The sequence below is a fragment of the Vibrio sp. V15_P4S5T153 genome (genome assembly GCF_963874485.1).
In the GTDB taxonomy this organism is placed as follows: domain Bacteria; phylum Pseudomonadota; class Gammaproteobacteria; order Enterobacterales; family Vibrionaceae; genus Vibrio; species Vibrio anguillarum.
The window spans coordinates 168,931-194,475 of record NZ_CAWNHR010000019.1; the positions used below are offsets into that span (position 1 = coordinate 168,931).

At 44.4% G+C, this 25,545-nt stretch carries 21 protein-coding genes; 11 read left to right on the forward strand and 10 right to left on the reverse strand.

The annotated features are described in order from the left end of the window. Positions 1-516: 516 nt before the first annotated feature. The gene (locus tag AACT42_RS19400) at positions 517-1,440 is read right to left on the reverse strand and encodes a hypothetical protein (protein WP_094133985.1); all 924 of its coding nucleotides are present in this window, start codon (positions 1,438-1,440) and stop codon (positions 517-519) included. Positions 1,441-1,680: 240 nt separating this feature from the next. Between AACT42_RS19400 and AACT42_RS19405 the strand changes: the two genes are divergently transcribed. The 7 genes from AACT42_RS19405 (at position 1,681) to AACT42_RS19435 (ending at position 7,075) form a co-directional block, all read left to right on the forward strand. Next, complete coding sequence (locus AACT42_RS19405; protein ID WP_176429057.1) at positions 1,681-1,851, forward strand: hypothetical protein; 171 nt, start codon at positions 1,681-1,683, stop codon at positions 1,849-1,851. 371 nt (positions 1,852-2,222) lie between these two features. Further along, positions 2,223-2,990 carry a hypothetical protein gene (locus AACT42_RS19410; RefSeq protein ID WP_094133984.1) on the forward strand — a complete coding sequence of 256 codons (768 nt, stop codon included), beginning with the start codon at positions 2,223-2,225 and terminating at the stop codon, positions 2,988-2,990. Beyond that, positions 2,987-3,652, forward strand: coding sequence for a hypothetical protein (locus tag AACT42_RS19415; protein WP_094133983.1), 666 nt, complete (start codon positions 2,987-2,989; stop codon positions 3,650-3,652). The genes AACT42_RS19410 and AACT42_RS19415 overlap by 4 nt, the downstream gene beginning before the upstream one ends. Continuing rightward, positions 3,649-3,918 carry a hypothetical protein gene (locus tag AACT42_RS19420; protein WP_094133982.1) on the forward strand — a complete coding sequence of 90 codons (270 nt, stop codon included), beginning with the start codon at positions 3,649-3,651 and terminating at the stop codon, positions 3,916-3,918. Before AACT42_RS19415 ends, AACT42_RS19420 begins: the two co-directional genes overlap by 4 nt. An 8-nt stretch (positions 3,919-3,926) precedes the next feature. Continuing rightward, on the forward strand, positions 3,927-4,982 hold the full coding sequence (locus AACT42_RS19425) for a DUF6765 family protein (RefSeq protein ID WP_094133981.1): 1,056 nt from the start codon (positions 3,927-3,929) through the stop codon (positions 4,980-4,982). 207 nt (positions 4,983-5,189) lie between these two features. Then, positions 5,190-6,470, forward strand: coding sequence for a nucleotide-binding domain-containing protein (locus AACT42_RS19430; RefSeq protein ID WP_176429056.1), 1,281 nt, complete (start codon positions 5,190-5,192; stop codon positions 6,468-6,470). 23 nt (positions 6,471-6,493) lie between these two features. Further along, the gene (locus tag AACT42_RS19435; protein WP_094133979.1) at positions 6,494-7,075 is read left to right on the forward strand and encodes an SLATT domain-containing protein; all 582 of its coding nucleotides are present in this window, start codon (positions 6,494-6,496) and stop codon (positions 7,073-7,075) included. A 334-nt stretch (positions 7,076-7,409) separates the two neighbouring features. Here AACT42_RS19435 and AACT42_RS19440 read toward each other — a convergent pair whose 3' ends face one another. The 6 genes from AACT42_RS19440 to AACT42_RS19465 all read right to left on the reverse strand — a co-directional run bounded on the left by AACT42_RS19440 (position 7,410) and on the right by AACT42_RS19465 (position 15,215). Then, complete coding sequence (locus tag AACT42_RS19440) at positions 7,410-7,841, reverse strand: hypothetical protein (RefSeq protein WP_094133978.1); 432 nt, start codon at positions 7,839-7,841, stop codon at positions 7,410-7,412. Further along, a complete protein-coding gene (locus AACT42_RS19445) occupies positions 7,813-9,927 on the reverse strand; it encodes an integrase (RefSeq protein ID WP_094133977.1) in 2,115 nt (704 codons plus the stop codon). The genes AACT42_RS19440 and AACT42_RS19445 overlap by 29 nt, the downstream gene beginning before the upstream one ends. Before the next feature lie 9 nt (positions 9,928-9,936). Then, positions 9,937-11,625, reverse strand: a complete 1,689-nt coding sequence (locus tag AACT42_RS19450; RefSeq protein ID WP_094133976.1) for a hypothetical protein — start codon at positions 11,623-11,625, stop codon at positions 9,937-9,939. Beyond that, complete coding sequence (locus AACT42_RS19455) at positions 11,622-12,824, reverse strand: site-specific integrase (RefSeq protein ID WP_161441890.1); 1,203 nt, start codon at positions 12,822-12,824, stop codon at positions 11,622-11,624. Before AACT42_RS19455 ends, AACT42_RS19450 begins: the two co-directional genes overlap by 4 nt. Positions 12,825-12,912: 88 nt before the next feature. Further along, positions 12,913-14,265 carry a glutathione-disulfide reductase gene (gene gorA / locus AACT42_RS19460; RefSeq protein WP_026028187.1) on the reverse strand — a complete coding sequence of 451 codons (1,353 nt, stop codon included), beginning with the start codon at positions 14,263-14,265 and terminating at the stop codon, positions 12,913-12,915. A 110-nt stretch (positions 14,266-14,375) separates the two neighbouring features. Then, positions 14,376-15,215 (reverse strand): 23S rRNA (adenine(2030)-N(6))-methyltransferase RlmJ, encoded by an 840-nt coding sequence (locus AACT42_RS19465; RefSeq protein ID WP_094133974.1) that lies wholly within the window; start codon positions 15,213-15,215, stop codon positions 14,376-14,378. Positions 15,216-15,420: 205 nt separating this feature from the next. Here AACT42_RS19465 and prlC point away from each other — a divergent pair, with 205 nt between their 5' ends. Next, on the forward strand, positions 15,421-17,463 hold the full coding sequence (gene prlC / locus AACT42_RS19470) for an oligopeptidase A (RefSeq protein ID WP_094133973.1): 2,043 nt from the start codon (positions 15,421-15,423) through the stop codon (positions 17,461-17,463). A 156-nt stretch (positions 17,464-17,619) separates the two neighbouring features. Continuing rightward, positions 17,620-19,794: a DNA helicase II gene (uvrD, locus tag AACT42_RS19475; protein WP_094133972.1), complete on the forward strand. Its 2,175-nt coding sequence runs from the start codon at positions 17,620-17,622 to the stop codon at positions 19,792-19,794. Between the two features lie 783 nt (positions 19,795-20,577). On the opposite strand, the gene AACT42_RS19480 is transcribed toward uvrD, so the two are convergent. The 3 genes from AACT42_RS19480 to rarD all read right to left on the reverse strand — a co-directional run bounded on the left by AACT42_RS19480 (position 20,578) and on the right by rarD (position 23,155). Next, a complete protein-coding gene (locus AACT42_RS19480) occupies positions 20,578-21,237 on the reverse strand; it encodes a LysE family translocator (RefSeq protein WP_094133971.1) in 660 nt (219 codons plus the stop codon). 73 nt (positions 21,238-21,310) lie between these two features. After that, positions 21,311-22,117, reverse strand: a complete 807-nt coding sequence (locus AACT42_RS19485; protein WP_026028188.1) for an AraC family transcriptional regulator — start codon at positions 22,115-22,117, stop codon at positions 21,311-21,313. Positions 22,118-22,237: 120 nt separating this feature from the next. After that, on the reverse strand, positions 22,238-23,155 hold the full coding sequence (rarD, locus tag AACT42_RS19490; RefSeq protein ID WP_013855691.1) for an EamA family transporter RarD: 918 nt from the start codon (positions 23,153-23,155) through the stop codon (positions 22,238-22,240). Between the two features lie 251 nt (positions 23,156-23,406). Between rarD and recQ the strand changes: the two genes are divergently transcribed. Continuing rightward, on the forward strand, positions 23,407-25,245 hold the full coding sequence (recQ, locus tag AACT42_RS19495) for an ATP-dependent DNA helicase RecQ (RefSeq protein WP_064626057.1): 1,839 nt from the start codon (positions 23,407-23,409) through the stop codon (positions 25,243-25,245). Then, positions 25,238-25,540: a DUF3630 family protein gene (locus AACT42_RS19500; protein ID WP_064626056.1), complete on the forward strand. Its 303-nt coding sequence runs from the start codon at positions 25,238-25,240 to the stop codon at positions 25,538-25,540. Before recQ ends, AACT42_RS19500 begins: the two co-directional genes overlap by 8 nt. The last annotated feature ends 5 nt before the right edge of the window (positions 25,541-25,545 follow it).

The following is a 25,545-nucleotide window of genomic DNA, read 5'->3' on the forward strand; positions in this document are numbered from 1 at the left end:
GCATCAATTGCATTTGTAGGCGGACAATATGGTTTGTTATAAGTCCTTAAAAGTGTAACACCTACCTTAATAGTTAATATCTAAGATTACGTGGGTGAACTGAAAGAAAGCATAGTTCTTATAGGAGCAGTGTTTTCTTTTCTGATTGGGATCAAATAGGACGATGTTGGTAAGCTCATTTCTGCCCCGAAACGTTTCAGAGCGCGTCGTTTTCGATATAGAACTAGCTAATGTGCAAAGTATGCACATTGCTTATCAATCAACTATCGAGGAATTCCTCGGTAGTTGAACTGTTGTAATTTTTGCAATGGTTGCCTGAGCAAAGATAAAGCTCAGTTGTAACTCGCGTCTGCCCTGCTCAAACTTATCGGATTATGTTGATAAACCAGCATCCCGTGATTGCCCAATCCATAAATGGTGCTATCGGTGGGCTGGGTGCTACGCCATTAGATTTTCACTTGAAAGTTAATGGCGCAGCTGTGGTCGTGGTGGGAGTATATTTTAGACAGGACCCATCTACATTTCAGTTGTTATCACATAGTCATGCATCATTCGTTCTACACTATTTACGTGCCGTAACATATCCGCATTCTTTAAGTAGAATTTGAACCTGTTCGCTTTCGTAGGAACTTTGCAAGGAGTTGTCCCTGAGTCAACTGCCCACCTTTCTAGCAATGACCAAGCAAATACGGCTTTTTCAACCACAACTAGGTCTTCATTGTTACCCATTCCAAACTCGATACGAATAGCTTCTTTTCCTTTATCATCGAGATTGGGGTGCAGGCTTAATTGGATCGGGATCAGTGTATTCCACTCACTATCATCATTAACTGATGATAGTGAGTCTTCATTAGTATGTGTTATTCTTTCAAAGCGCGAAAAATGGAAACTTTTGAATATTGAAAGATGAGGGGCTTCTTTAATATCTTTTGCTCGAAAAACCCAGTTTAAACCATCAAAGAAAACTGTAGAGGGCTCCAATGTCCGGATGTTACGATCATGACTATTAGCAGATATGTATTCTCCTACAACACGTTTTTTGTCTGTAATAGCCCTAGTAATTACAGCTACTGCATCTGGATCCAAATCGGTCTTCAAATCACAAGCTCGTTTATAATACAGGGATTTGTGACTATGTAGCTTATGGCGACAGAAACCTTCAAAATGCATTTCGAGGGCCTTACGGGCATCTATAGCAACCAAGGGGGAATAAGTATCGAGCTTGATCTGGTGAGACTTCGGGTGAATATTATTTTGTTGAGTAAGTTGTTTATACTCATTAAGGTCTTTTGTTGCTAAAGGCTCAGATACACCAAATTCATCTACTATTTCTGTCCTATATATTCTTCCACTAAATCTAACCTTAAAGTCGATAAACGCGAGTCGCACTGCTCTTGGTTGGTTACCGGTTTCTTCGATTAAGTCACTTATAGTGTACATTCTGTATGTCTCTTTCAGTTTGTTACCAACTAAATTTAACCATAGTATAGCAAAAAATAGAGTTTAATCCTGGTTATTGTTAGTGGTATTTAATTATTTAGAGTTAAAAAATTAATCCATGCAGGTTAATTTTTTAACTTTTGGTTGATCGCTGCTCAATTTTTATGGCATAGTAATAGTATGGTCAATGCTAGATAGCCTTGACCCAAGATACTTTATTTGAATTTGCAGGAGAACCGTATGGCAACTAACGGAAAAACAGGCGATAACCGACGTCATGGTATGGTTCGCGAACGTTCACAAACTCAAACACCTTCGGGTCATTGGGTCAAGCGTGATGCGAATACTGGGCGTTTTACGGATGTGAAGCAAGATGGCACACCATTCAAAGGCGTTCGTAAAGAAAAATAAAAAGGCACTTTCAGTAAAATACTAAAAGTGCCTTTTTACTAGCGAAGTGAAATGTAGTCGTCATTGGCGTGATCGATTACAAGACCCAACACTAAGAGGTCTCAGGTCTCTATAGAAACCCAATCGCTCGGTGAGAATTGCGATACTACCTTTCTATAGCATTCACTTCAATCGTTGAGTTCCCTCTTTGTTAAGAAGTATGGAGGAATCTCTCATGAGTATTCGACCAAAACTCGTTGATGTTTGCGCGTATGTGCGTCGCCGTTTCGGCCGACTCGAAAACGTTTGTAAGCATAAACGTTCATACCCACGATAAGTTACATCAATTTAGTTTGGCGGGGTTACCCGCCCTATAGAAAGGTACAACACCTATGTTAGATCTACTGACAGATCCAATCGTGCTCGCGGTTCTCATTGGCCCGATCGCTGGTATTGTTTGGACAAAAATACTTAATGCAGATTTTCGCAATGGCGAGGGGCTGTCAAAGGACCATGTTAGAGTCTCGAATAGCGGGACAATATCCGCTAGCGATGATAGTAATATCCAGATTGGTCATGGCAACAACGTTACCAATCACAACCATAATTACAACGGCGCTCAGCCACCGAAATCGCAAGGTGACGGTGAGGTGTTCATCTTTGGATTACTAGGTGTAATCGCCGCTATTCTCTATATCCGCCATCGAGAGTGGGCTCTCGGGTTTAGTCTATTGTTCCTTCTTTTTAATGCAGCTTTCACTCTCGGCCATTTTGAATCCAAGAACACAAAAGTTATTAAGACCTTAGCCTATGGTGTTCTGTTTTACATTCTTTATTCCATCTATCGATCGCCCATAGACCCTTACTACGTCAGTGTCGTCCAAGCGCTAAAGGGGCAAGGATTAAAAGCTTATATCGAGGCTATTCGCTTGGATTACCTACCTTTCCAAATAATTTTAACTGCGATAAGTCAAGCGGGGGCTCTGTTTCTCACGGTGTTTGCGTCTCATGCGATTCGAACAACATCTGTAGAGCAGAGGTTCCTAAACAATCTTCAAAAGATAGGTGTGATGGTCATAGCATTAGCAATGCCGTTGTATCTACTTAATTTTGAGGCTGTGAATGCCCAGATCATAACTTTTATAGGAAAAGCCATATGAAGTCATTATGGATAGTCATGTTTTCTTTGCTTCTTTCTGCTTGTTCGGCCTCGATCCCTAAAGAAATCGTTGAGCTGTCCTACAAAATGGATAAGGACATGACGCATGTCGAACAGGCCTATATGGACTTGGTTCGTCAGCACATGGCTGTTCTTAAAAAGCAGCGAGAAGACTACTTGTACAACGAGTGGGTGCCTGCATTGTTGGAAGACTGGATAGTCAAAGGAATGCTGATTGAAATGGCTCAGGGGAAAGTGGTCTATGACAACCAAGTAGATGATTTTGTTGCCGTGGATACGCCTAATAGGTTGGTTCAGTTAAATGGTGTGAAGGAATGGGCGCTTGTTGCTACTGAAGAAATAGAGGCTAAACGCCGTGAGCTCATAGTGCCATTGGAAAAGGCTGAGTCTGTAATGTTAGCTGATATACGCCAGAGTTTTACATTAATGAGACAGGGAAATCAGACCATTACTGCTCATCTTAATAGCATTCGAGAGGTGCAAGATGTGCAGCATGACCTGCTTGAAAGTGTCGATTTAGAGCAATTACGAAATAATATCAATCAACAACTTAGTGAGTTATCGAATCAGGCTTCTAAAGGCTTAGATAAGGTTCGTGAACTCGATCAGAAAGCACAACCTTACCTGGAGAAAGCCAAATGAGTATGAGAAACCGAATTAAGAAGTCTGTAGCCACCGCAAACAGTCAATTGGCAGAGCGAGAGCTTCAGTTATTGTTAGACACTCGTTTTGATCTAGAGACGTTAAGTCCTGCGATTAAAGACCATAGCCAATATCAAGCCTTGATGGATGTGATACAAACGGCATCCGAACGTAATTTGAGTGTGGCTGAGTTTGAAAGCAATGTTCGCCAACTTGGTGAAGAGACTTGGCTATTGGCAAAAGACATTATCAAAGCAGTTCGCTAGGAGGACTTATGCAAATCGATATGCACTATTACGGGACATATTGTGTGGCTCGCGCCGCAGGCTTAAACCGAGAGTCGGCTCGTATTATTGCGACCGCAGCTCAGTTTGTAGACGACAACGCACAGCGAAACGGCATTGATTTAGCGGACGCTTCGGCTTGTCGAGTCGAAGCAACTGCGCATCACACTGCGGATGTAAGCAACATTGATCCTGAAGATCAAAGACAAGTTTGGGTGCCTTTCCATTTCTTACCGGGAAATGAAGGTAGTTCATTCACTGAGCGTTTGGTTTGTCGCAAAGACAGCGTGATTGCCCAGCAAATGTGTAAAAACCACATGGAGCAGGCCACAAAACCTTATTTCCTTGAATTACTAGGGATAATGGCACACGTCTACGCTGACACATTCGCACACTACGGTTTCTCAGGGGTAAGCTCTCGTCACAATCAGGTAGTCAATGACTCTTTTGAGTTCAGAGATTTAGACGAGCAAATGGAAGCTTATGTTGTGGGTAAAAAGGACACCTTTTTTGAACGATTTACCCCCTTTGTTCGCAACATTAAATCTCACCTTGCTGAGGAGTTGTCTGGTGCCTTAGGTCATGGGGGCGTGGTGACATTTCCTGACAGGCCATACTTGAAGTGGCGTTTTGAATACGACAGTGGAAGCGATTCTGGTTGGAGAGATAATCCTGCGACTTTCCTAGAGTACTGTCAAAAGCTACATTCGATGCTTTCGGCATTACCAGTGGAATACATGGAGCCAGAACAGAAGCAGGATTGGTCAGTACTAGAGGGAAAAGTAGAAGCCGTCCTTGCGTTCCAAGCTAAGGGTAATGACCGTATCGAAAAGTGGAAACGTGAAGCTCAGTACGGTGAATTACTCAATATCGCGGAAGATATTCCAGAGTACCGAGATTGGAATGATGGGTTTGAAGCTCTTAGTCATGGAAGTAGTGCTGAGGCGATGGAGCATTCGATCTATCGTTATTATCAGGCGGCGTCTTACCATCGTTGGTATGTCTTGCGAGAGCTTTTGCCACAACATGGTTTGATGGTGAGTTAGGATATTTTGGCCCGTAGGAGCGGGCCAATAGTACAATTTATTGGAGGGCAGCTTTAGGCATCCGTAGGATACGTTTTGAGCGTAAGATCCTGATTTAGTTAACTCGAATTACGCAGCAAAGTTTGGAAAGGCGCTGGTATCTCTTTAGATATAAGGGCTTCATGCTCTTGCCCTGCAAATTAAATGTAAACGAAGAGGTAAATTACTTTGACTACATCTGAGATGTTCCAGAGTTTTCTTGGAAATCTGACTATCAACAACGGTCAGGCGATAAGCGATAGGTACGGTGAGATTACGGCAAGTTTGAACAAAAAGTTTAGAGATACTGACTCGAAAACCGCCAACAGCCTTCAGGTTGGCTCCTATGGTCGATGGACAGGGATCCGAGGTATCTCTGACTTGGATATATTGTACATCATGCCTGCGGGTAAGTGGAACGACTATAAGGATGGCAAGCAGTCCAAGCTCCTTACTGATACCCGTGATGCTATCAAAGCCCGATACCCCAAAACTGAGGTAAAAGTAGATCGATTGGTTGTTCAGGTCGTTTACACGGACTTTATGGTTGAGGTTCAACCCGTATTTGAGCAAGCAGATAGAAGTTTCAAGTACCCGGATACATATCACGGAGGCTCATGGAAGATCACTAAGCCCAGAGAAGAGATTGAAGCAATGAAAGAGTTTGTGGATCAGAAGAACCGCAACCTCCGGAAGTTGTGCAAAATGGGAAGAGCTTGGAAGAACAAGTGCGGCGTTGCTATGGGGGGGCTCCTCATCGATACGCTTGCTTATAACTTCCTCAAGTCCAGCACCGACTATGACGACAAGAGTTACGCGTATTACGGTTGGATGTGCCGAGACTTCTTTAAGTATCTGGTTGATGAACCTGATAAGGAATTTTATGCTGCATTGGGGAGTCGTCAAAGAGTAACTGTAAAAAAGAAATTTCAACGCAAGGCCAAGAAGGCATATGAGCTTGCTCTAGAGGCTATTGATGCTTCTAGCGAGAGTACTCGGCATAATAAGTGGAAGAGCATATTTGGTCGTCCATTCCCTGCTGCGGAAAAGACTTGTGTTGCGAAAGCTGCGACTACATGGCGTGGCACTGAGCAATTCATTGATGACTTGTACTCACTCGATGTTAAGTATAGCCTTGTCCTTGATTGTGACGTTTCGCAGAACGGCTTTAGGGAGAGCTCGTTAAGGCATATGTTAGCTCGGCGGATCCCTCTTCTTGCCAAGAAAAAGCTGTTGTTTACGGTGACTGAGTGCTCTGTTCCTGAGCCATTTACGTTGAAGTGGAAGGTTCTCAATCAGGGGGCGGAAGCCGAACGCCGGGACTGCATTCGCGGACAAATTTTTGAAGATGAAGGTTATAGGCAACGAAAGGAGTCTACGGATTTCCAAGGCGAACACCTCGTCGAATGCTACGCGATAAAAAATGGTGTCGTTGTTGCGAGAGACCAGATAGCTGTACCCATCCAGTGATAATGAAAGGTGATATGTAACAAATGACTAATAGTTCTACTGGCTGCGCTTGGTCAGATCAGGAGCTGGCTTTAGAGGGTCAGCTTCGAGAGTGCTATGGACGAGTGGTCTATAGCCATAAGACTCACGAGAAATGTTCTGACATCCTGCTGTCGAGACTTGCTTGCATTAAAATGTGGCAAATAATCTTGGCAACTGTAACGACAGGTGGTTTTGCCACTGAAATTCTTGACATATGGAACATAGGGGTCTTCGTCGGCGGAACCGCATCCATAGTACTCTTGGTGCTCAATACGTATACCAAGGACTACGATCTTGGCGAAATAGCCCAAAAGCACAAGCATGCTGCAAATGAGATTTGGTTGATAAGAGAAAAGTACTTATCTCTGTTAACAGATTTCAGGGTTGGGAGTAAACCTCTACAACAGGTACAGGAAGAAAGAGATAGGCTGATGGGCGACTTGCATTCAATATACGTAGGCTCACCAAGCACTAACTTCACTGCATATACAAAAGCGCAGGATGCCTTGCAGAACAAAGAGGACATGACTTTCTCAGACGCTGAGATAGACGCTTTTCTGCCAAGAGAGTTAAAAAGAGGTTAGTCAATAACGGTGGTTTGTTACTCTGGCTAAGACAGGCTATGCATACCTAGCACTCACCTTATCTCTACTGACCAAGAGGATGATGTTCTTACTATTGAAGATAGGTGGAACTGTGCTAGAACTATTCGATGATAAACCTGAACATACTCTCTTTGGTGAGTTCTTCGGATAAGGTAACCTTCTCTGGGTGCTCTCCAAAAATCTTGTCTTCTACTGGTGCTTCGACTTCACTAACGGTCTTGATTTTCCCTTAGTTGCAAGGGCTTTTGGCTTGGTAAGAAAGAAAGAGAGTTAATTACTGTATTTAAGAAAATCTAATCTTAGGTGTACTAATTCATTCACTGTACTTCGGAAGTTGTTCAATATCGGATTCAAGTTCTGAAATCTTGTACTGATACTGCTGAATCATTAAGGCGAGTTGGTTGTGTTGGCTCGCCATATTAGAGAGTTGTTCTTTTAAATCTTCTGTTTGCGATCGGTATTTTTCTTTCAGGCTTATTTCTTTTTTTAACCGTTCTCTTAAGCTGGAAATCTTATCTTCATATGCGTTTTGAGCTTTGGTTTTCGGTGAGTTTTGGATAGCTGAGTCTTTTATTTTTTGTACTATGTCTTTGTAGTAATAGGCAGAGCCATCGCCTAGCCCTGCTTCTTCTTCTACCGCTTTAACTGAAATCTTCCGCGCAGGATCAATGCGGTGAGTTTTTCCCGATAGGATTCTTTTTAGTGCTTGCTCTAGTTCAACCTTCGTAATTTGGGATTTGCTCATATTTACCGTTGCCTATCTCAAACCTTGTGAATGGAATCTGAAATTTGTGGAGAACTTTTTCAGCGGCTCTGATTTGGGTAATAAAATGTGAATACATGGAAGCGGTTAACGAACCGATTGCTTCCATATCAATAACTTGTTTGCATACCCATTGATAGCGTTTGTTCCAGTTTTCAGCTTTTTCTTTATCTATGAGCTGATTTTCACAGCTCATACAGTTGGCTGGGGAACTAACCTTATGCATCTGGCATTCGTAGCCAGCCATACAGTAAGAGTGTAGCGTGCCTACAAGGGTTAATCGACCAGCTTTTACATGCCCATTAATCGCATCCCATGATTTATATTTTTTGTGAAGAGATATTCGGTTTTTATTGATTGAGCCGGCCATATGACCCATCAGTTGACCTGAATCCCAGCCTTTATACCATTCATGAATTTTTTGTGTCGTAGACTCTTGGATTACGTCATTGAGGAATGATTGAAGCTCTGTATCGATCTGTAGTGCTTTTATTTTGCTGGCAAGACCACCTTCTCCATACCATTCTGTTGTGGGTAGATCTAGGTGTTTGAACTGTTCTTTTATCGCAATATCGTGACAAAGGTTATGACGTTTTGAAAATACAGCAAAAGTTCTGCGTAGTTGATGAGTAGTTAATGGCCAGATATTACCAACTTTTAAATTCTCAGCGGCCCTTTGTGGCTCTCTATTGGGATTGATGAGACGAAACTCTTCAAGATCATCTTCAGTGATTATGGCATTTGCTTTTTGACATATGCGACGAAAATGTTTCCTCATATTATTGTCTTGTGTGATTACTGGTTTCTGTGATTTTCGTCCTTGTCCCAACCACAAGCATGAAGAGTTATACTCACTCATGGGATCTTCATCTTCTAACAACTGAATTCGCATGTATCTAGAAAGAGCTTCTGCAATATCAATGGCTTTTCCAGCTAGTTTAGTTGTTACCCACTCAGCAGGTTTTCCTCTTCCTTGGGTAAATTTATGATGCTCAGAGCGAAGAACGTAATATTTTCGACCATATATTTCTTTTTCTCTAAAGCTATTCGAGTTTAGACAATATAATTCTGAACGACGCATTCCTGTCAGAGCCCCACAGGTGATAAAGCAGACCGTTTGTAATTCAATAATTGCACTTTGGAGGTTGCGTGCATCTCTAGGAAGCTTATTGCCGAGAGGCGTATTTTCTAAATGAGCATCTATTATGGACTTATATTTTGAAGGCATATGTTTGTTGACTTCTACTCTGTAGTCATAAGAATCTTTGCTCATCCATTTCCAAATTCCACTTTCAATTTTTTCATCAACTCGCTTTTTTCCTTCGACGTAGTTCTCTCTTAAGTCATGTAATAGTTCGTGAAGTGCTTCTCTATATGGGTAGTATTCATCAATGATGTTAAAACAATAGCCGTATATCCTTTCCATTATTCTAGTTGGCATAGCATAAAATTGATTAGATCCTTCCTCTTTATTTTTTCCTGTTAATTCAAAGGAGAACTTAGTCGAATTTTGATCTGGTGGTATGGTGAATGTTATAGGAAGGTATCTACTAACTCTTTGTATACTGGTCAATGTATTATAGATTGCTGCTACTTGAGCATGCTGATAATTTTGGGATTGAAGGTGGTTACGAAATTCTAGAAAAACAATATTTGATGAAAGATCGTTAATAGAAGAAAAACCATTTTTTTCAATAAATTTATATACTTGAGATAGTTTTGAAAAGCGTGCGAGAAGTGTTGTTGGTTTAATAACTGCCCCTTTTCTATGATGACCGGATATGTAAAGCCATGAGAAACAGATAAGTTTCATCTCTCTAGCCAAGTTCTCATCTGAGAATGATGAAAATACAGTATGTTTTTTATGGACTATTCTGGTATCTAAGTAAGCGGAAAAGTTCCATTCTTCATCGCCAAAGTAGCTTTGAGGGCTTCCATCATATTTTTTAGTTACGACTACATTATCTAATTCTCTAAAATTTTTATTTACATACAACTCTATTACCTTTTTATATTCGGAAATGTTTTCTTTGAGTATATTTTTAGGTAGTTCAAACAATGGTGTCATAGGTAGTCCTTAAAAATCGATGTTGATTCCTTCTGGCCATAGAGGGTGTCTTCCTTCATTCTGCAGTTTCTTTTCTGCTAATCTTTTTACTTTGGGATGGATGGTGAAGACAATTCGATTGATCGAGTTTAAAAGGTCTGAATAGTTTTTATTAAAATGCTGCTCACTGAGGTGGTGAACTTTTGAATCAATGATCGATTCTCGATAACTCAGTAAACACCAGATATCCTCAACACTTTCAATGATGACCTGATTTTCACAATTGAAGCAATTATGAATGTCAGAACAAGCCAGGTGGTCAACGTTAAAGTCTTTCGGGCTGAAGTGATTCCTCCTTCGATATTTGTCAGCCTGACTGGAATAGACATTTTTACAGCCTGTTCCTATAATCGTTTTTTCGCCGTGCTTATCTGCATATTTTGCAAGGAACTCCTCGTACGGAAGAACTTCTACCCCCAACTCTTTTTTTGCAAATTCTTTTGCAGCATTAATATCTGAACATCGAGCTGCGCCTTCAATTGTGTGAGTTGCAGCAAGCAATTGTTTTTGGTTCTCAACCTGATTGCCAGAAGAATAGTGCTTTGATAACGTGTATGGGGTGTTGCCTAAGAGCAATGCTGTTTCAGTTGCATTTCCCGTTTTTGCTAAATAGCGGTAACTTCCACTGGCACGAAATTTCGAAGCCATTGGCCGTAGTGGCTCACCATCATCAGATTTTAGATCAAACGTCTCATACAGCCATTTAGAGAAGGTTTGTATATGTCCTTGTTCCAAAGGTGCAATATGGCCTCTTTTGGTTTGCCAGAGCAAGTGAGGATCCGAAGAAATAAGGCTACTAAGTTGCAATAGCTGCTCAAAAAATCCAAGTGCTATTTTGGGAACATGAAATGTACCGTTATCCCCAATCGATATAGATACATACTTATTTGCTCTAGGCTTTAAAACACTTTGCTCAAACCACTTACCACCTTCAAATATTTTTTCTTTCGGCTTTGTCATGTTGAGGAGGACGGTTGTATTGCCCCAAGTGTAATAGGACAACATGAAGTAGGCGGCACTAAAGCATTTTGTTATTGGTGAGGCGATTCCATGTGTATGGTTGTTGTAGGTAAAGGTCGCAGTTCTTTTATTGGTTGAGGCATTCAAATGTATGCTTGGGTTCGTCATGATTTGTTTGTATATCTGTCTGAAAAATGAGTTGATAATTTTGATTAAGGAAGACAGCTCTCGATCTGAATAACCTTGAGTAGGATTAGGTTCAGAGCGAAATAATCCATAAGGAGAGAACCATTCTGAGCTTGGGTTACCAAGCATTTCCAAGCATTTTTTTGAACAAGAAATCATTTTCCGCGCAGAATTGACGTTCATTGAAGATATACGAACTTGCTCTATTAAGTGTCTCTCCCATGATTCAACTGCGGCAGAGCTTTCCGGATTAAGTCTTTTCGTATCACAAAAGCGAACGTATTTCGCAAAATCTCTTAGGTAGCTTTGTTTTGTCAGATCAGAGTATTCGTTTGTCTCAGTAAATATTCTGTACCATCTCAGAACATCAGCATCTCGATGTGCAGATTCTGCTCGCTGTAAGTCTCTTTTAAAAGCAACTCCTTTGTAGAAAAAACGAGTGAAGTCATAAGTGAACGTTTGTTTGATTCCTGTGCGAAGTTTGATTGTTAGCTTAGGAGGCGTGTAAGTCATAACATTGCTTCCTCCAATATTTGGTCAAGCATTACAATTGCATTTTGATTTGCTTTTTCTTTTCTTAAATATCGAAGGTATTTCCATGTGGTTTTATCATCTTTGTGCCCCATCCATCCCATAATTAAAGCTAAAGCATCACCAACTGGAAGGTGATCCAACAATGAATCCAAGCGATAGGTACCATAAGTAGCCCTTAAATCGTGAGTCCGATGACTAAAAACAATATTATGTTTATTTTGAATATGATGTCTTAATCGACGAAAATGTTGTTGGATGTTATTGCTGCAAAGAGGGTTTCCAAGATTATTCAGAAGTAGTGTTTTATTTACACCATCTGTTTTCTTTTCTCGCTTTAGTCGACGTTCACTAACCGAGTAATCATACATTTTTCGCATTAGCTGGTTGGGTATTTCGACTTTACGTGTTTTGTTGAATTTTGTGTGTACACCATTGTGAATACCAATTTCTACTTCATATCTATGAATATGAGGGTTAGGCATCTCAACAATAGAAAATGGAAATGTACAAGCTTCTTCAACGCGCAATCCAGACTGTATTTGGAGTAATTGATGAATGATAAATTCGTCGGAACATTCTCTAAGGCAGTCAGCGAAAAAAAGTAGTTCTTGTTGAGATAATGGATTGAGTTTTTGTTGTTCGTTTCTTGCTGGTTTTCTGATTCTGAGGTCAGTTGAACGTACTGCAAACCTAGGGTTGTTGTGGCTCATCATCCCAGAGTTAGCTATATGGACTATCTGATAATTAAATGGTTTGTTCTCTTCAGTGAAGGTTATGAATCTCTCATGAGCTGCCCATTCATAGAATTTGATAACATGAAGAATGTACATAGACGCTGTAGAAAAGGCAATCTCACCACATCTGGCCGCTTTTAACAGATCATCATTTCGGAATCGATAGGTCGGTTTTAAGTAGTCGTTCGCAGGGAAGTTGTCCCAGGAATAATTATTCGATTCTAAGAACTGCCAATATCTCTTAAGGGCACGAACACTTGCTGTTATATCGGCTGCTTTTCGAATGTTCACTAAATAATTGAGCCAAAGGTTTACTGGTAGTAGATATTCGTGGTCTTTGGAGTAAAAGGTAGGAAACCCAGTTAGATGAATAGATGTTGATTTACTTGAAGGCGGATAGATTCGGGGAACGTCAAAATTGTTCGAATTTACGACAGTAACCATACCAGCCTCCAATGTATTTGATATACATAGAGGCTAGTATGTTTTCCAGAGTTTACAAATCTACAGGGTGGATTTTCCAGACACCGATCTACATGGTAACAAACTCTTCACTACCCGTTGGGTGTATTGCCACAACTGAATCAAAATCGGCCTTGGTTGCGCCCATTTTCATGGCTACGCCAAAGCCTTGAATCATTTCATCAACCGCAAAACCGATGCCGTGTAGGCCAACAACGGTTTCTTCAGGGCCAGCGCATACTAGTTTCATTTTGCATGGTTGACGGTGAGAGGTGACGGCGGTGTACATGGCCGTGAAGCTAGATGTATACACTTTGACATTCTCTTCGCCATATTGCGCTTGGGCTTCTTGCGTGGTGAGGCCAATTGTGCCGATTGGCGGATGGCTAAAGACCACGGTCGGGACTAGTTTGTAATCCATCTTCGCATCGGTTTTGCCATTAAACAGGCGCTCTGAAAGTTGACGGCCTGCTTTGACGGCTACTGGTGTGAGCTCGATACCGCCTTCCATGATATCACCGACACAGTAGATACCCGCGACGTTGGTTTGCTGGTACTCATCAACCTTAATATAGCCTTGTGCATTAGTTGCCACACCCGTTGCTGCTAGGTTTATCGCATCGGTTGCTGGGTGGCGGCCGATTGCCCAAATGAGCGTATCAACGTTTTGGCTTTGGCCATTTTCAAGGTGTAGAGTCAGGCTGCCATCGGCTTCTTTGATCACTTCTTTTGGCACTGAATGAGTATGTAATGTTGGGCCTTCCGCCGCCATGACTTCAGTGAGTGTTTCGATGATCATGGGATCAAAGCTGCGCAGTGGTGATTCTTTGCGCACGTAAAGGTGCGTTTCAGTGCCGAGTGCGTTGAGTACGCCCGCGATTTCAACCGCAATATAACCTGCGCCCACAACCGCGACGCGTTTAGGCTGTTCGGTCAAGTCAAAGAAACCATTGGAATCAATGCCGTATTGTGCCCCTGGGATCGCCGGAATCGTTGGGCGTCCGCCAACGGCAATCAGGATATGGTCTGCTGTGTAGTGTTCACCGTTTACTTCTACGGTTTTTGCATCAACGAAGCGTGCAAAACCGCGGATCACTTCCACTTTATTATTGCCCAATACGCGGTCGTATGATTGATGAATACGGCCAATATACGCTTGGCGGCTCTCAATCAGTTTTGACCAATCCAATCCTTTGACATCGACATCGAAGCCGTAATCTTTGGCATAAAGGTGCATTGCTTCAGCAATTTGCGCGCCATGCCACATCACTTTTTTCGGAACACAACCGACGTTGACACAAGTGCCGCCAAGGTCTTTGGCTTCAATCAGTGCGACTTTCGCACCATACATTGCCGCGCGGTTCGCTGAAGCAATACCGCCAGAGCCACCACCGATACAGATATAATCAAAATGCGTTGTCATTACTTTCTCCATTATTCTTTTTTCATCCTGTTTGACCTTGGTTTTGTACGGTGTTGGCAACCATAGCAAGGCGAAAAAGGTTCTCTACTTCTTTGATAGATTGGGTCAGTTTATTCTGGTACAACCCATTCGACTTTAAAATGACCGGTTACCGGGGCAATCGCTTGCTGAAGAAACGGTAAAATTTCCTGCATTTGCCCTTCCAGTGTCCACGGTGGGTTAATCACTATCATGCCTGAAGCGGTCATGCCACGTTCATGGGTGTCTGGCGATACGCCCAATTCAATTTGTAAGATTTTGCGAATACCGAGGCTTGCCAGCCCTTCAAGCAAGTCCTCAATGGTGTCGCGATTCACTACGGGATACCAAATGGCGTAGATACCCGTCGCCCAGCGCTTATAACTTTGGGCAATGGCTCTTACGACATCGCTGTACTCTTTGGCCAATTCGTAAGGGGGATCGATCAACACTAAGCCGCGACGCTCTTTCGGTGGCAGGCTACCGATTAAGCGTTGGAAACCATCTTCTTTGTAAATCGATACCTGACGATCTCGGTGGAACTCTTGCTCGAGCAAAGGGTAATCGCTCGGATGCAATTCAGTGAGCACCATACGATCCTGCGCGCGTAGATGAGCACGCGCCACACGCGGTGAGCCGGGGTAGTAGCGTAACTCTTCGCTTTCATTGAGCGCTTTTACTGCCTCAAGGTAGGTTTGAATGGCTGGTGGCGTTACATTTTGTTGCCAAATACGAGCAATCCCTTGTTTATATTCACCGGTTTTTTCTGACCATTCATGGGTTAAGTCATAACGGCCCACGCCAGAGTGGGTGTCATGATAAACAAAAGGCTTCTCTTTTTGCTGTAATGCATTGAGGATAAGGCTTTGTACAATATGCTTTAATACATCCGCGTGGTTGCCCGCGTGAAAACTGTGGCGATAACTTAGCAAAATAGGCTCTCAAAACACCCCAAATGGAGTGTGTTTCATCAATCAAACGTATTGGCTGATTATACGCCACTATTGAAAATTGCTGAACCTACCTATATTTACTATTTCAGATAAACAAAATCGACGGTTGCCGTGAAACAATCAGTGACTGTTGCAGAGAAATGCATCAACGTGCAGGCGCGTCTTAACTTAAAAGGAATGTTTTATGTCTAATCCACTTTTCACTTTCACGGATTTACCGCCGTTTTCCGCCATTAAGCCAGAGCATGTGAAGCCTGCGGTTGAGAAAGCGATAGAAGATTGCCGCACCGAAATTGAAAAACGCCTTGCTGGCAATAGCACCCCAACGTGGGAAAACTTGATTGCACCCATTGAAGAGGTGGATGATCGCTTAAGCCGCATTTGGTCGCCAGTGAGCCACCTTAATTCCGTGCTCAATAGCGATGAACTGCGTGATGCGTACGAAAGTTGTTTGCCGCTGCTGTCTGAATACGGCACTTGGGTTGGGCAACATAAAGGCCTGTTTGAAGCCTATAAGAGCATGAAAGCCAGCGATACTTTTTCCTCGCTCTCTCAAGCGCAGCAAAAAACCATCAATGATGCACTGCGTGATTTTGAGCTATCGGGTATCGGCTTGCCATTGGCAGAGCAAAAACGGTACGGCGAGATCAGTAAACGTCAATCTGAGTTGGGTTCTAAGTTCTCTAACAATGTACTGGATGCCACGATGGGTTGGACCAAGCACATTACCGACGCCAATCAATTAGCGGGCATGCCAGAATCGGCGTTGGCAGCTGCACAAGCGGCGGCGCAAGCCAAAGAGCTCGATGGTTATTTATTAACGCTCGACATTCCTTCTTATCTGCCAGTGATGACTTATTGTGATAACCAAGCTCTGCGCAAAGAGCTTTATGAAGCGTATGTTACGCGTGCCTCGGATCGCGGGCCAAATGCGGGCAAGTGGGATAACAGCGAAATCATCGCTGAGAAGCTCAAACTGCGTCATGAAATAGCCCGTATGCTCGGTTTTAATACCTACAGTGAAAAATCACTGGCGACCAAAATGGCGCAAACGCCCGATCAAGTGTTAGGGTTTTTAAATGATTTAGCCACCAAAGTGAAACCGCAAGGTGAGCGTGAAGTAGAAGAGTTGCGTCAATTTGCGCAGCAAGAGTTTGGCGTGACCACGCTAGAGTTGTGGGATATCGCTTACTACAGCGAAAAACAGAAACAGCACTTGTTTGATATTTCAGATGAAGAGCTGCGCCCTTATTTCCCAGAGTCGAAAGTGGTGAGCGGCCTATTTGAAGTGCTCAACCGCGTATTTGGCATGAGCGTCAAAGAGCGCTCTGGGGTTGATACTTGGCATCCATCGGTGCGTTTTTTCGATATTTTTGATGCGAAAGGATCACTGCGTGGCAGCTTCTATCTCGACCTGTATGCACGCGAACATAAGCGTGGCGGCGCGTGGATGGATGATTGCCGTGGCCGCCGTATCACTCAAAATGGCGAGCTACAAACACCAGTGGCTTATTTGACCTGTAACTTTAATCGCCCAATCGGTGATAAACCTGCGTTATTTACTCATGATGAAGTGGTCACTTTGTTCCATGAGTTTGGACACGGGATCCACCACATGTTGACTCAAGTTGAAGTGGGTGCGGTATCTGGCATCAATGGTGTACCGTGGGATGCGGTTGAACTGCCAAGTCAGTTCCTTGAAAATTGGTGCTGGGAAGAAGAGGCGTTAGCGTTTATTTCAGGTCATTACGAAACGGGTGAACCGCTACCGAAAGAAATGCTCGATAAAATGCTCGCGGCGAAAAACTTCCAGTCAGCGATGTTTATTTTGCGCCAACTTGAATTTGGTTTGTTCGATTTCACCTTGCACACCACTTACGATCCCGAAGTAGGCCCGCAAGTGTTGGAAACTCTCGCTCAAGTGAAAAAGAAAGTGGCCGTGTTACCAAGTCTTGAATGGAACCGTTTCTCACACAGCTTTAGCCACATCTTTGCTGGCGGTTACAGCGCAGGTTACTACAGCTACTTATGGGCAGAAGTGCTTTCGGCGGATGCGTTTTCTCGCTTTGAGGAAGAGGGGATTTTTAACCCGCAGACTGGGCAAAGTTTCTTGAACAACATCCTTGAAATGGGTGGTAGTGAAGAGCCGATGGAGTTATTTAAACGCTTTAGAGGCCGCGAGCCGCAAATTGATGCGTTGCTGCGTCATGCGGGGATCGCCGCGTAGTCACGCGCTTAAAATGCGATGAAGCTCGAATTAGCCCACCTTTGCGGTGGGCTTTTCATTTTTGAATACCCAGAAAAATGTGATAGAGACGAGCATCTTGCCGCGATTTGAGGTTATAATCTGGGCAATTATGTATAAATAACCAGTAGCTTAGCCATGATGGATCCTTCTCTCTTACTCGACGGTCTCAACGATAAACAGCGCGAAGCGGTTGCCGCGCCTTTAGAAAACTTGCTGGTGCTTGCCGGAGCGGGGAGTGGTAAAACCCGAGTATTGGTGCATCGCATTGCTTGGCTTATCTCGGTTGAAAACGCCTCGCCTTTTTCAGTTATGTCGGTGACTTTTACCAACAAAGCGGCGGCGGAAATGCGTGGCCGAATTGAAGAGTTGATGATGGGCAGTGCATCGGGCATGTGGAATGGTACCTTCCACGGTATTTGCCACCGTATTTTACGCGCTCACTATCTTGACGCTCGCCTGCCTGAGGATTTTCAGATCCTCGATTCTGAAGATCAACTGCGTTTGCTGCGTCGCTTAATCAAAGCACAAAACCTAGATGAGAAGCAGTGGCCTACACGCCAGGTGTGCTGGTGGATTAATGGTAAAAAAGATGAAGGTCTTCGTCCGAAGCACATCGATGCGTACCGCGATCCCGTGACTCAAACCTATTTGCAGCTTTATTCCGCGTACCAAGAGGCGTGCGATCGCGCAGGTTTGGTTGATTTTGCCGAAATTTTGCTGCGTTGCCACGAGATGTTGCGTGATAAGCAGCACATTCGTGAACATTATCAAGCGCGCTTTAAACACATCTTGGTCGACGAATTTCAAGACACCAATAACATCCAATACGCGTGGCTGCGCATGATGGCTGGGCGCGATTGCCACTTGATGATCGTCGGTGATGATGATCAGTCCATTTATGGCTGGCGTGGTGCCAAAATTGAAAACCTCGAAAAATTCACGCAGGAATTTCCGAGCGTTAATACCATTCGTTTAGAGCAAAACTACCGTTCAACCAAAACCATTTTGCAAGCCTCGAACGCACTGATCGCGAACAACACCGAGCGAATGGGTAAAGAGCTCTGGACAGATGGCAGCGAAGGCGAGCCAATTTCTATCTATTCGGCCTACAACGATCTTGATGAGGCGCGTTTTACCGTCAATAAAATCAAAGAGTGGCGAGATAAAGGTGGCGCATTAGAGGATTGTGCGATGCTTTATCGCAACAATGCTCAATCTCGTGTTTTGGAAGAAGCCTTGATTCAAGCAGGCTTGCCCTACCGTATCTACGGCGGCATGCGCTTCTTCGAGCGCCAAGAGATAAAAGATGCGTTAAGTTACTTGCGTTTGATGTCTAACCGCAATGATGATTCGGCCTTTGAGCGAGTCGTAAATACGCCACCGCGTGGTTTGGGTGATAAAACGCTGGAAACCATTCGTTTTGCGGCGCGAGATCGCGGTTGTACCTTGTGGCAAGCGAGCCTTGTGCTGTTGGAAGAAAAAGTGCTCACAGGACGTGCGGCAAGCGCATTAAGCCGGTTTATTGAACTGGTCAATGCCCTTGAAGATGATAGCGCTGAGATGCCGTTACACAGTCAAACCGACCATGTAATCAAAACCTCAGGTTTGTTTGAGATGTATCAGCTTGAAAAGGGTGAAAAGTCTAAAGCCAGAATTGAAAACTTGGAAGAGCTAGTCACCGCAACACGTCAATTTGAAAAGCCAGAAGAAGCGGATGAGATGAGCATGTTGACGGCCTTTTTAACCCACGCAGCGCTGGAAGCGGGCGAAGGGCAGGCTGACGAATTTGATGATGCCGTACAGTTAATGACACTGCACAGCGCGAAAGGGTTAGAGTTCCCGTTGGTGTTTATGGTTGGCGTTGAAGAGGGCATGTTCCCCAGCCAAATGTCGGCCGAAGAAGCGGGGCGATTGGAAGAGGAGCGCCGTTTGTGCTACGTCGGAATGACGCGCGCCATGCAAAAGCTCTACATTACTTACGCTGAAATTCGCCGTTTATACGGTCAGGATAAATACCATAAGCCGTCACGCTTTATCCGTGAGCTGCCAGAAAACTGCCTTGATGAAGTGCGCATGAAAGCGCAAGTGAGCCGACCAAGCAGTGCTGGGCGTTTTAGTCAAACAGCGGTCAAAGAGAACTTTAACGAGACGGGCTTTAGTTTGGGCGCACGCGTGAAACACCCTATTTTTGGTGAAGGCACCATCATTAATTTCGAAGGTAGTGGCCCCCAAAGTCGAGTGCAAGTCGCTTTTAACGGTGAAGGCATTAAATGGCTAGTGACTGCTTATGCCAAGCTAGAGAAACTATGATCTTCCTTGTACAAAGAAAGGGTACTTTTCTTTGCTGAGATGGTTGGATTGTTCTCCTCCCTCTTTGAGGGGGAGGCAGGGAGGGGTGTTTATGGCGTTGTTTAAACCAAATACCTAACCTAGCCGTTCAAGATATGAAAGCTGGATAACTCATATGCTTATCCGATCCAAAAGAAAAACCCCGAGGGCTTGCGCCCTGCGGGGTTATAGTCTTACTTGCAGCAATCCAGCTACGAAAGTGCTCCATGCATCAAATCCATGATAGTGGCTGAATTCCGTCAGCTTAATCCGTTCTTCGCCTTCCTAGCGGTGTCCTTGGTGACTTCCTAGTCTGCTAACCATCCACGTTAGCGCGCTTCACTTGTTCCTTGAGCGGTGTCCTTTACATCATCCTGATGTTCAGTCCTTGCCTCGTCCAGAGGTGTCCATCGTCTTTCCTTAGTAGTAACCATCCTAGCTACTATTGCGTCCATTCAATGTCCAATTTGCTTTCCGTGCCGACCATTCATCCTGAGCAGTCGTCTCTTCATCCTGAAGATGACCAATCCGTGGTGCTTTCCTGTTCCGTGTCAGAATCCTTCCGACAAGGTTCATATTACCCATCTCTAATTTATCGGCAATGCTAGAGAAACGCTTTTTCCGCAAAGGGTTTCTCTAGTTGGTTATTATTTTATTTAAAATCAAGTATTTAGGTTTTTTGGTGTTGATTTTCCTACTCAAAAAGCGATATTTGCTCACTCGTTTGTAAGAGATCTCGCACAAAAATGGGCGCGAATCGCTGCATCAATAGCTAAGGCTAAGCAGCGCTTGCAATAAAATAAGTCCACCGATGAGCGTAAAAATGATGCCACATACCGCATCAATATACACAGTTAGTGATTGCAAACGTTTTTGTAGGCGGGCGGTGGAGAGCATCCACGCCAAGGTTGAGAACCACATAAAAGAGAGCCCCCAAAGAATCAGCAAGGCGATACCTTTACCTGAAAAGGACATCCCCACAGGCACTAAACTCGACATTAAGCTGATAAAAAAGACCAAAGCTTTTGGATTAAAAATATTGGTGATAAAACCGCGGGAAAAGGCTTGGCGTTGATTTTCGATCAGCTTGTAGCGCTCATTGTTGACTCCGACAGCTTGTGGCGATCGCCAGGTGGCGTAGATGGATTTGAGTGCGCCCAAGCCTAAATAGAATAAATACCCCCCGCCGGCCAGTTGCACCATCGCAAACAGTGCGGGTTGTTGATGCACCAAATAGCTTATCCCTGTGAGGCTAAGCAATGAGTGAATGACAATGCCACATGATAACCCTAGCGCAATAAAAACTCCGGTTCTGCGACCGTAACGGGTGGCATTTTGTACCACCAGTGCCACATCTGGGCCGGGGCTTAATAATGCCATAAAATGTACGCCAGCCAATGTGGCCAATATGGAAAGTTCGTTCATGTATTCTCCTCATGTTTTACGGTGAGTATGCGTGGAGAAAACGTGCTTGCCTTGTAAATTTCTGACAGTTTGGTTAGTAAAGTGTGCGATTGATGGCGGAGGGTGGCAGGCCAAAGGTTGCTTTGAACGCCTTACTGAAATGGGCTTGATCATAAAAACCGACTTGATAGGCGACTTCAGTGCTAGAGGTGCCGGTTTTCAACAATTTCATCGCTTGCTCTAAACGTAAACGCAATAACCACGCATAAGGTGTGATGCCCGTTTGCGCCTTGAAATGGCGCTGAAACTGAGTGGGTGAAAGCTGGCAAAGCTGAGCGAGTTGCTCAAGGCGGATTGGTTGGTCGAGTTGACTGAGTACCCACTCTTTCAGCGTGGCGAGGTTGCGTTGGCCAAGCGGTTTAACCTCCGGCAGTTTCAAGTGGCTATAGCGTTCAAGTAAAGGTGTGAACCCTTGGTAGGGTAAGCAATCTTTAGCGAGTTGACTGAGCTTATCCTGCTTCATGGTGTGATGAAGTTGCAGCAGTGAGCAAAAAAGTGGCGCGTCATCGACTATTAACTGCTCAAAACCCAGCACTTGTTCAATCTGCTTGGCTTCTAAGGTTTGCTGTAGCCAAGTGGGCTCAATAGCAAACACTTGCACTTGGTAGCCAGAGCCATTGTGTGCTTGCCCATCGTGCAGTTCATCTGGCGACATCAGAACTACGCCGCCCCGTTGTACCTGATGCCAAGCGCCTTGGTGGTAGAAGCGCTGCGTTCCTTGAGTGATAAGGCCAATATGAATATCAAGATGGTAGTGGCGATCAAACGCAAACTGACGATAGTCTGCATCAATCAGACCGATCGCAGGATAGGCCGTTTGGCTGTAGCTCACTTTATCCATAGAGACCAAAATTTAGGGTTGAATAATGCAAGCTTAGCCAGCCATGTCGCCACTGTCTTGTAAAAAATGATCACAGTGCCCTCGATCGCTTTGACGAACGAGGGGAATAAACAATCCTAATTAAACGGATGCCCGTTGAGCGCGTCGCGCGGTTCGGCCTGTTTTTAAACCATCAAAACTGAACAGCAACAATGCTGCCCAAATAAAGGCAAAAGTAATGGCTTTATCACTAGAGAAGGCTTCACCGTACACCAAGACAGCGAGCAAAAACATCAAGCTTGGGCCGATGTATTGGAAGAAACCCAGCGTTGAAAGTTTTAAACGCGTTGCTGCTCCTGTGAAACAAAGCAAAGGCAAGGTCGTGATGACGCCAGCTGCGATCAGCAGTAGGTTGAGGTTAAGCGGATTGAGCGCCATATCTGAAGTTGGCGAGCTGGCGATAAACAACAGATAAATCAACGCCGCGGGTAACATTACCAAGGTTTCGATAAACAAACCTGTTTGGGCATCAACCGCCACTTTTTTACGCAGTAAGCCATACAAGCCAAAAGTGGTCGCCAAAGCGATGGCGACCACAGGAATCGAACCAAACACAATTAACTGAATGGCCACACCAATGGTGGCTAGCGCTACCGCGACCCACTGCAGTTTGCGTAATCGCTCACCAAGAAAAAGCATGCCGAGCACCACATTGAGCAGTGGGTTAATGTAATAGCCTAAACTGGCATCTAACATATGATTAGCATTGATCGCCCAGATGAAAATTAACCAGTTCACCGCAACCAGACAAGCGGTGGTCATTAGATAGATCATCTTTGATTTATGAGTAATCACACTGCGTACACTACGCCAGTTGCGGCCAAAATGAAGTAGTGCTGCTAACAAGAAAAACGACCACACTACGCGGTGAGTGAGGATCTCAAGTGCAGGAACATTGTTGATTGCTTTAAAATAGATCGGTGCGATGCCCCACATAGTGTAAGCACCAATAGCGAGTAAAACGCCTTGTCTGGAGCGTTGTTGTTCTTCTGCGGTCATGATGAATTCTCAAAGGAGTGAAGTGCTGAGCCAGCGAAACGATTCGACAGTATATACTGTTCCTCAAGTAAGTTGCAGCTTTGTTAATCAACCGCCTACTCGGGAGTTTGAGTGGCGAATAATGGCCGAGAATCAAGTGATTCGCTTTACCGCTACATTTTGCGGTTTTATTCACCATCGAACCCCACTACAATAAGACGCTTTGCGGTATAGCGGTTGCTCTACCCCTTTTGTTCACCCTTGGAAATTTCATGACCGCAACGTTAATGGCTCAACAAACCGATCCTCAACCTGAGACACCGCACAGTATTTTACAGACTGTGTTCGGTTATCAGTCGTTTCGTGTCGGCCAGCAAGAGGTGATTGACGCTTCGTTAGCGGGGCAAGATAGCTTAGTTATCATGCCAACGGGTGGGGGGAAATCGCTCTGTTATCAGATCCCTGCGTTAGTCAAAGAGGGCATCACTTTAGTCATCTCGCCGCTCATTTCGTTGATGAAAGACCAAGTGGATCAGCTCAAAGCCAACGGTGTCGCGGCTGAGTGTATTAATTCAAGTATGTCACGTGAGATGCTGATGTCGGTGTATAACCGAATGAACGCGGGGCAACTGAAGCTGATTTACGCGTCGCCTGAGCGCGTTTTGATGCCCGATTTCATCGAACGCTTGCAGCAGTTGCCATTGGCGATGATTGCCGTGGATGAAGCACACTGTATTTCTCAATGGGGGCACGATTTTCGCCCTGAGTATGCGGCGTTAGGCCAACTTAAACAGCATTTTTCACACGTGCCTTTTATGGCACTGACGGCAACGGCCGATGACGCCACGCGCGTGGATATTTTGCACCGTTTGCAGTTGCAAGAACCGCATGTCTATCTGGGCAGCTTTGATCGCCCTAATATCCGCTATACCTTGGTCGAAAAGCACAAACCGGTTTCACAGGTGATCCGCTATCTTGATACGCAAAGAGGACATTGCGGCATCATTTACTGTGGCAGTCGCAAAAAAGTAGAAATGCTGACAGAAAAACTGTGCAACAACCATTTACGAGCAGCCAGTTACCATGCGGGTATGGACGCCGATGAGCGCGCTTATGTGCAAGAAGCATTTCAGCGTGATGACATTCAGATAGTGGTTGCTACCGTCGCATTTGGAATGGGGATTAATAAACCCAACGTGCGTTTTGTGGTGCATTTTGATATTCCGCGCAACATCGAATCTTACTATCAAGAGACCGGGCGCGCAGGGCGAGACGGTTTGCCAGCCGAAGCGATGATGCTCTATGATCCAGCCGACATCAGTTGGCTGCGTCGAATGTTAGATGAGAAGCCGGAAGGGCCACAAAAGCAGGTGGAAAGCCATAAGTTGGGCGCGATGAGCGCTTTTGCTGAAGCACAAACTTGTCGCCGCCAAGTGTTGCTCAATTATTTTGGTGAATATCGAGACAAACCTTGCGGCAACTGCGATATCTGCCTTGATCCCCCCAAGCATTTCGATGCCACGCAAGAGGCGCAAAAAGCATTATCGTGCGTTTATCGCGTCAACCAAAGTTTCGGTATTGGTTATGTGGTGGAAGTGATGCGCGGTATGCAAAATATCCGTATTCGTGAAAATGGCCACGACAAGCTCACGACTTACGGCATTGGTCGCGATCATAGCCATGATTATTGGGTGAGTATTTTCCGTCAGTTGATCCATAAAGGGTTGTTGCAGCAAAACATTACTCGCAATTCGACCTTGCAGTTGACGGAAGAGGCGCGGCCGCTGTTGCGTGGAGAAATGCCATTAGAGTTAGCTATTCCACGCTTAGACACAGCCGCTCGTGCGGCGAAATCAGATAAGTTATCCAACAAAAACTATGACAAACCACTGTTTGCCAAATTGCGTAAATTGCGTAAATCGATTGCTGATGAAGATGGCCTGCCGCCTTACGTGGTCTTTAGTGATGCGACCTTAATTGATATGGCGGAAATATTGCCCACTTCGTACGGAGAAATGTTGGCCGTTAACGGCGTTGGGCAACGCAAGCTTGAAAAATACGCCGACCCATTTTTAGACCTGATTCAGGAGCACTTAACCCACCATGGCTGAGTTCGGTTTAGCACACAATTTACAAGATGAAGGGCGACTCGTCCTGAGTACACCGCGTTTTGATGTCGATACTTTTCCTGCACTAGGCGAGCGTTTGGTCAAGCAGCTTTCGGCTACAGTGATAGAAAAACAGTGGGATGCGGACGTTCACTCATGGTTGATTGATTTTGAAGGTTGCTTACTTTTTCTCAAAGCCGAGCATTACAGCGAGTCGGTTTGGCTTGAAGCACTTGTCATCAAAGAGAGCCAAGAAGAGTTGGCGTTTCTCGCGCAATTATTAGCGCGAGGTTTCTAAGCGTG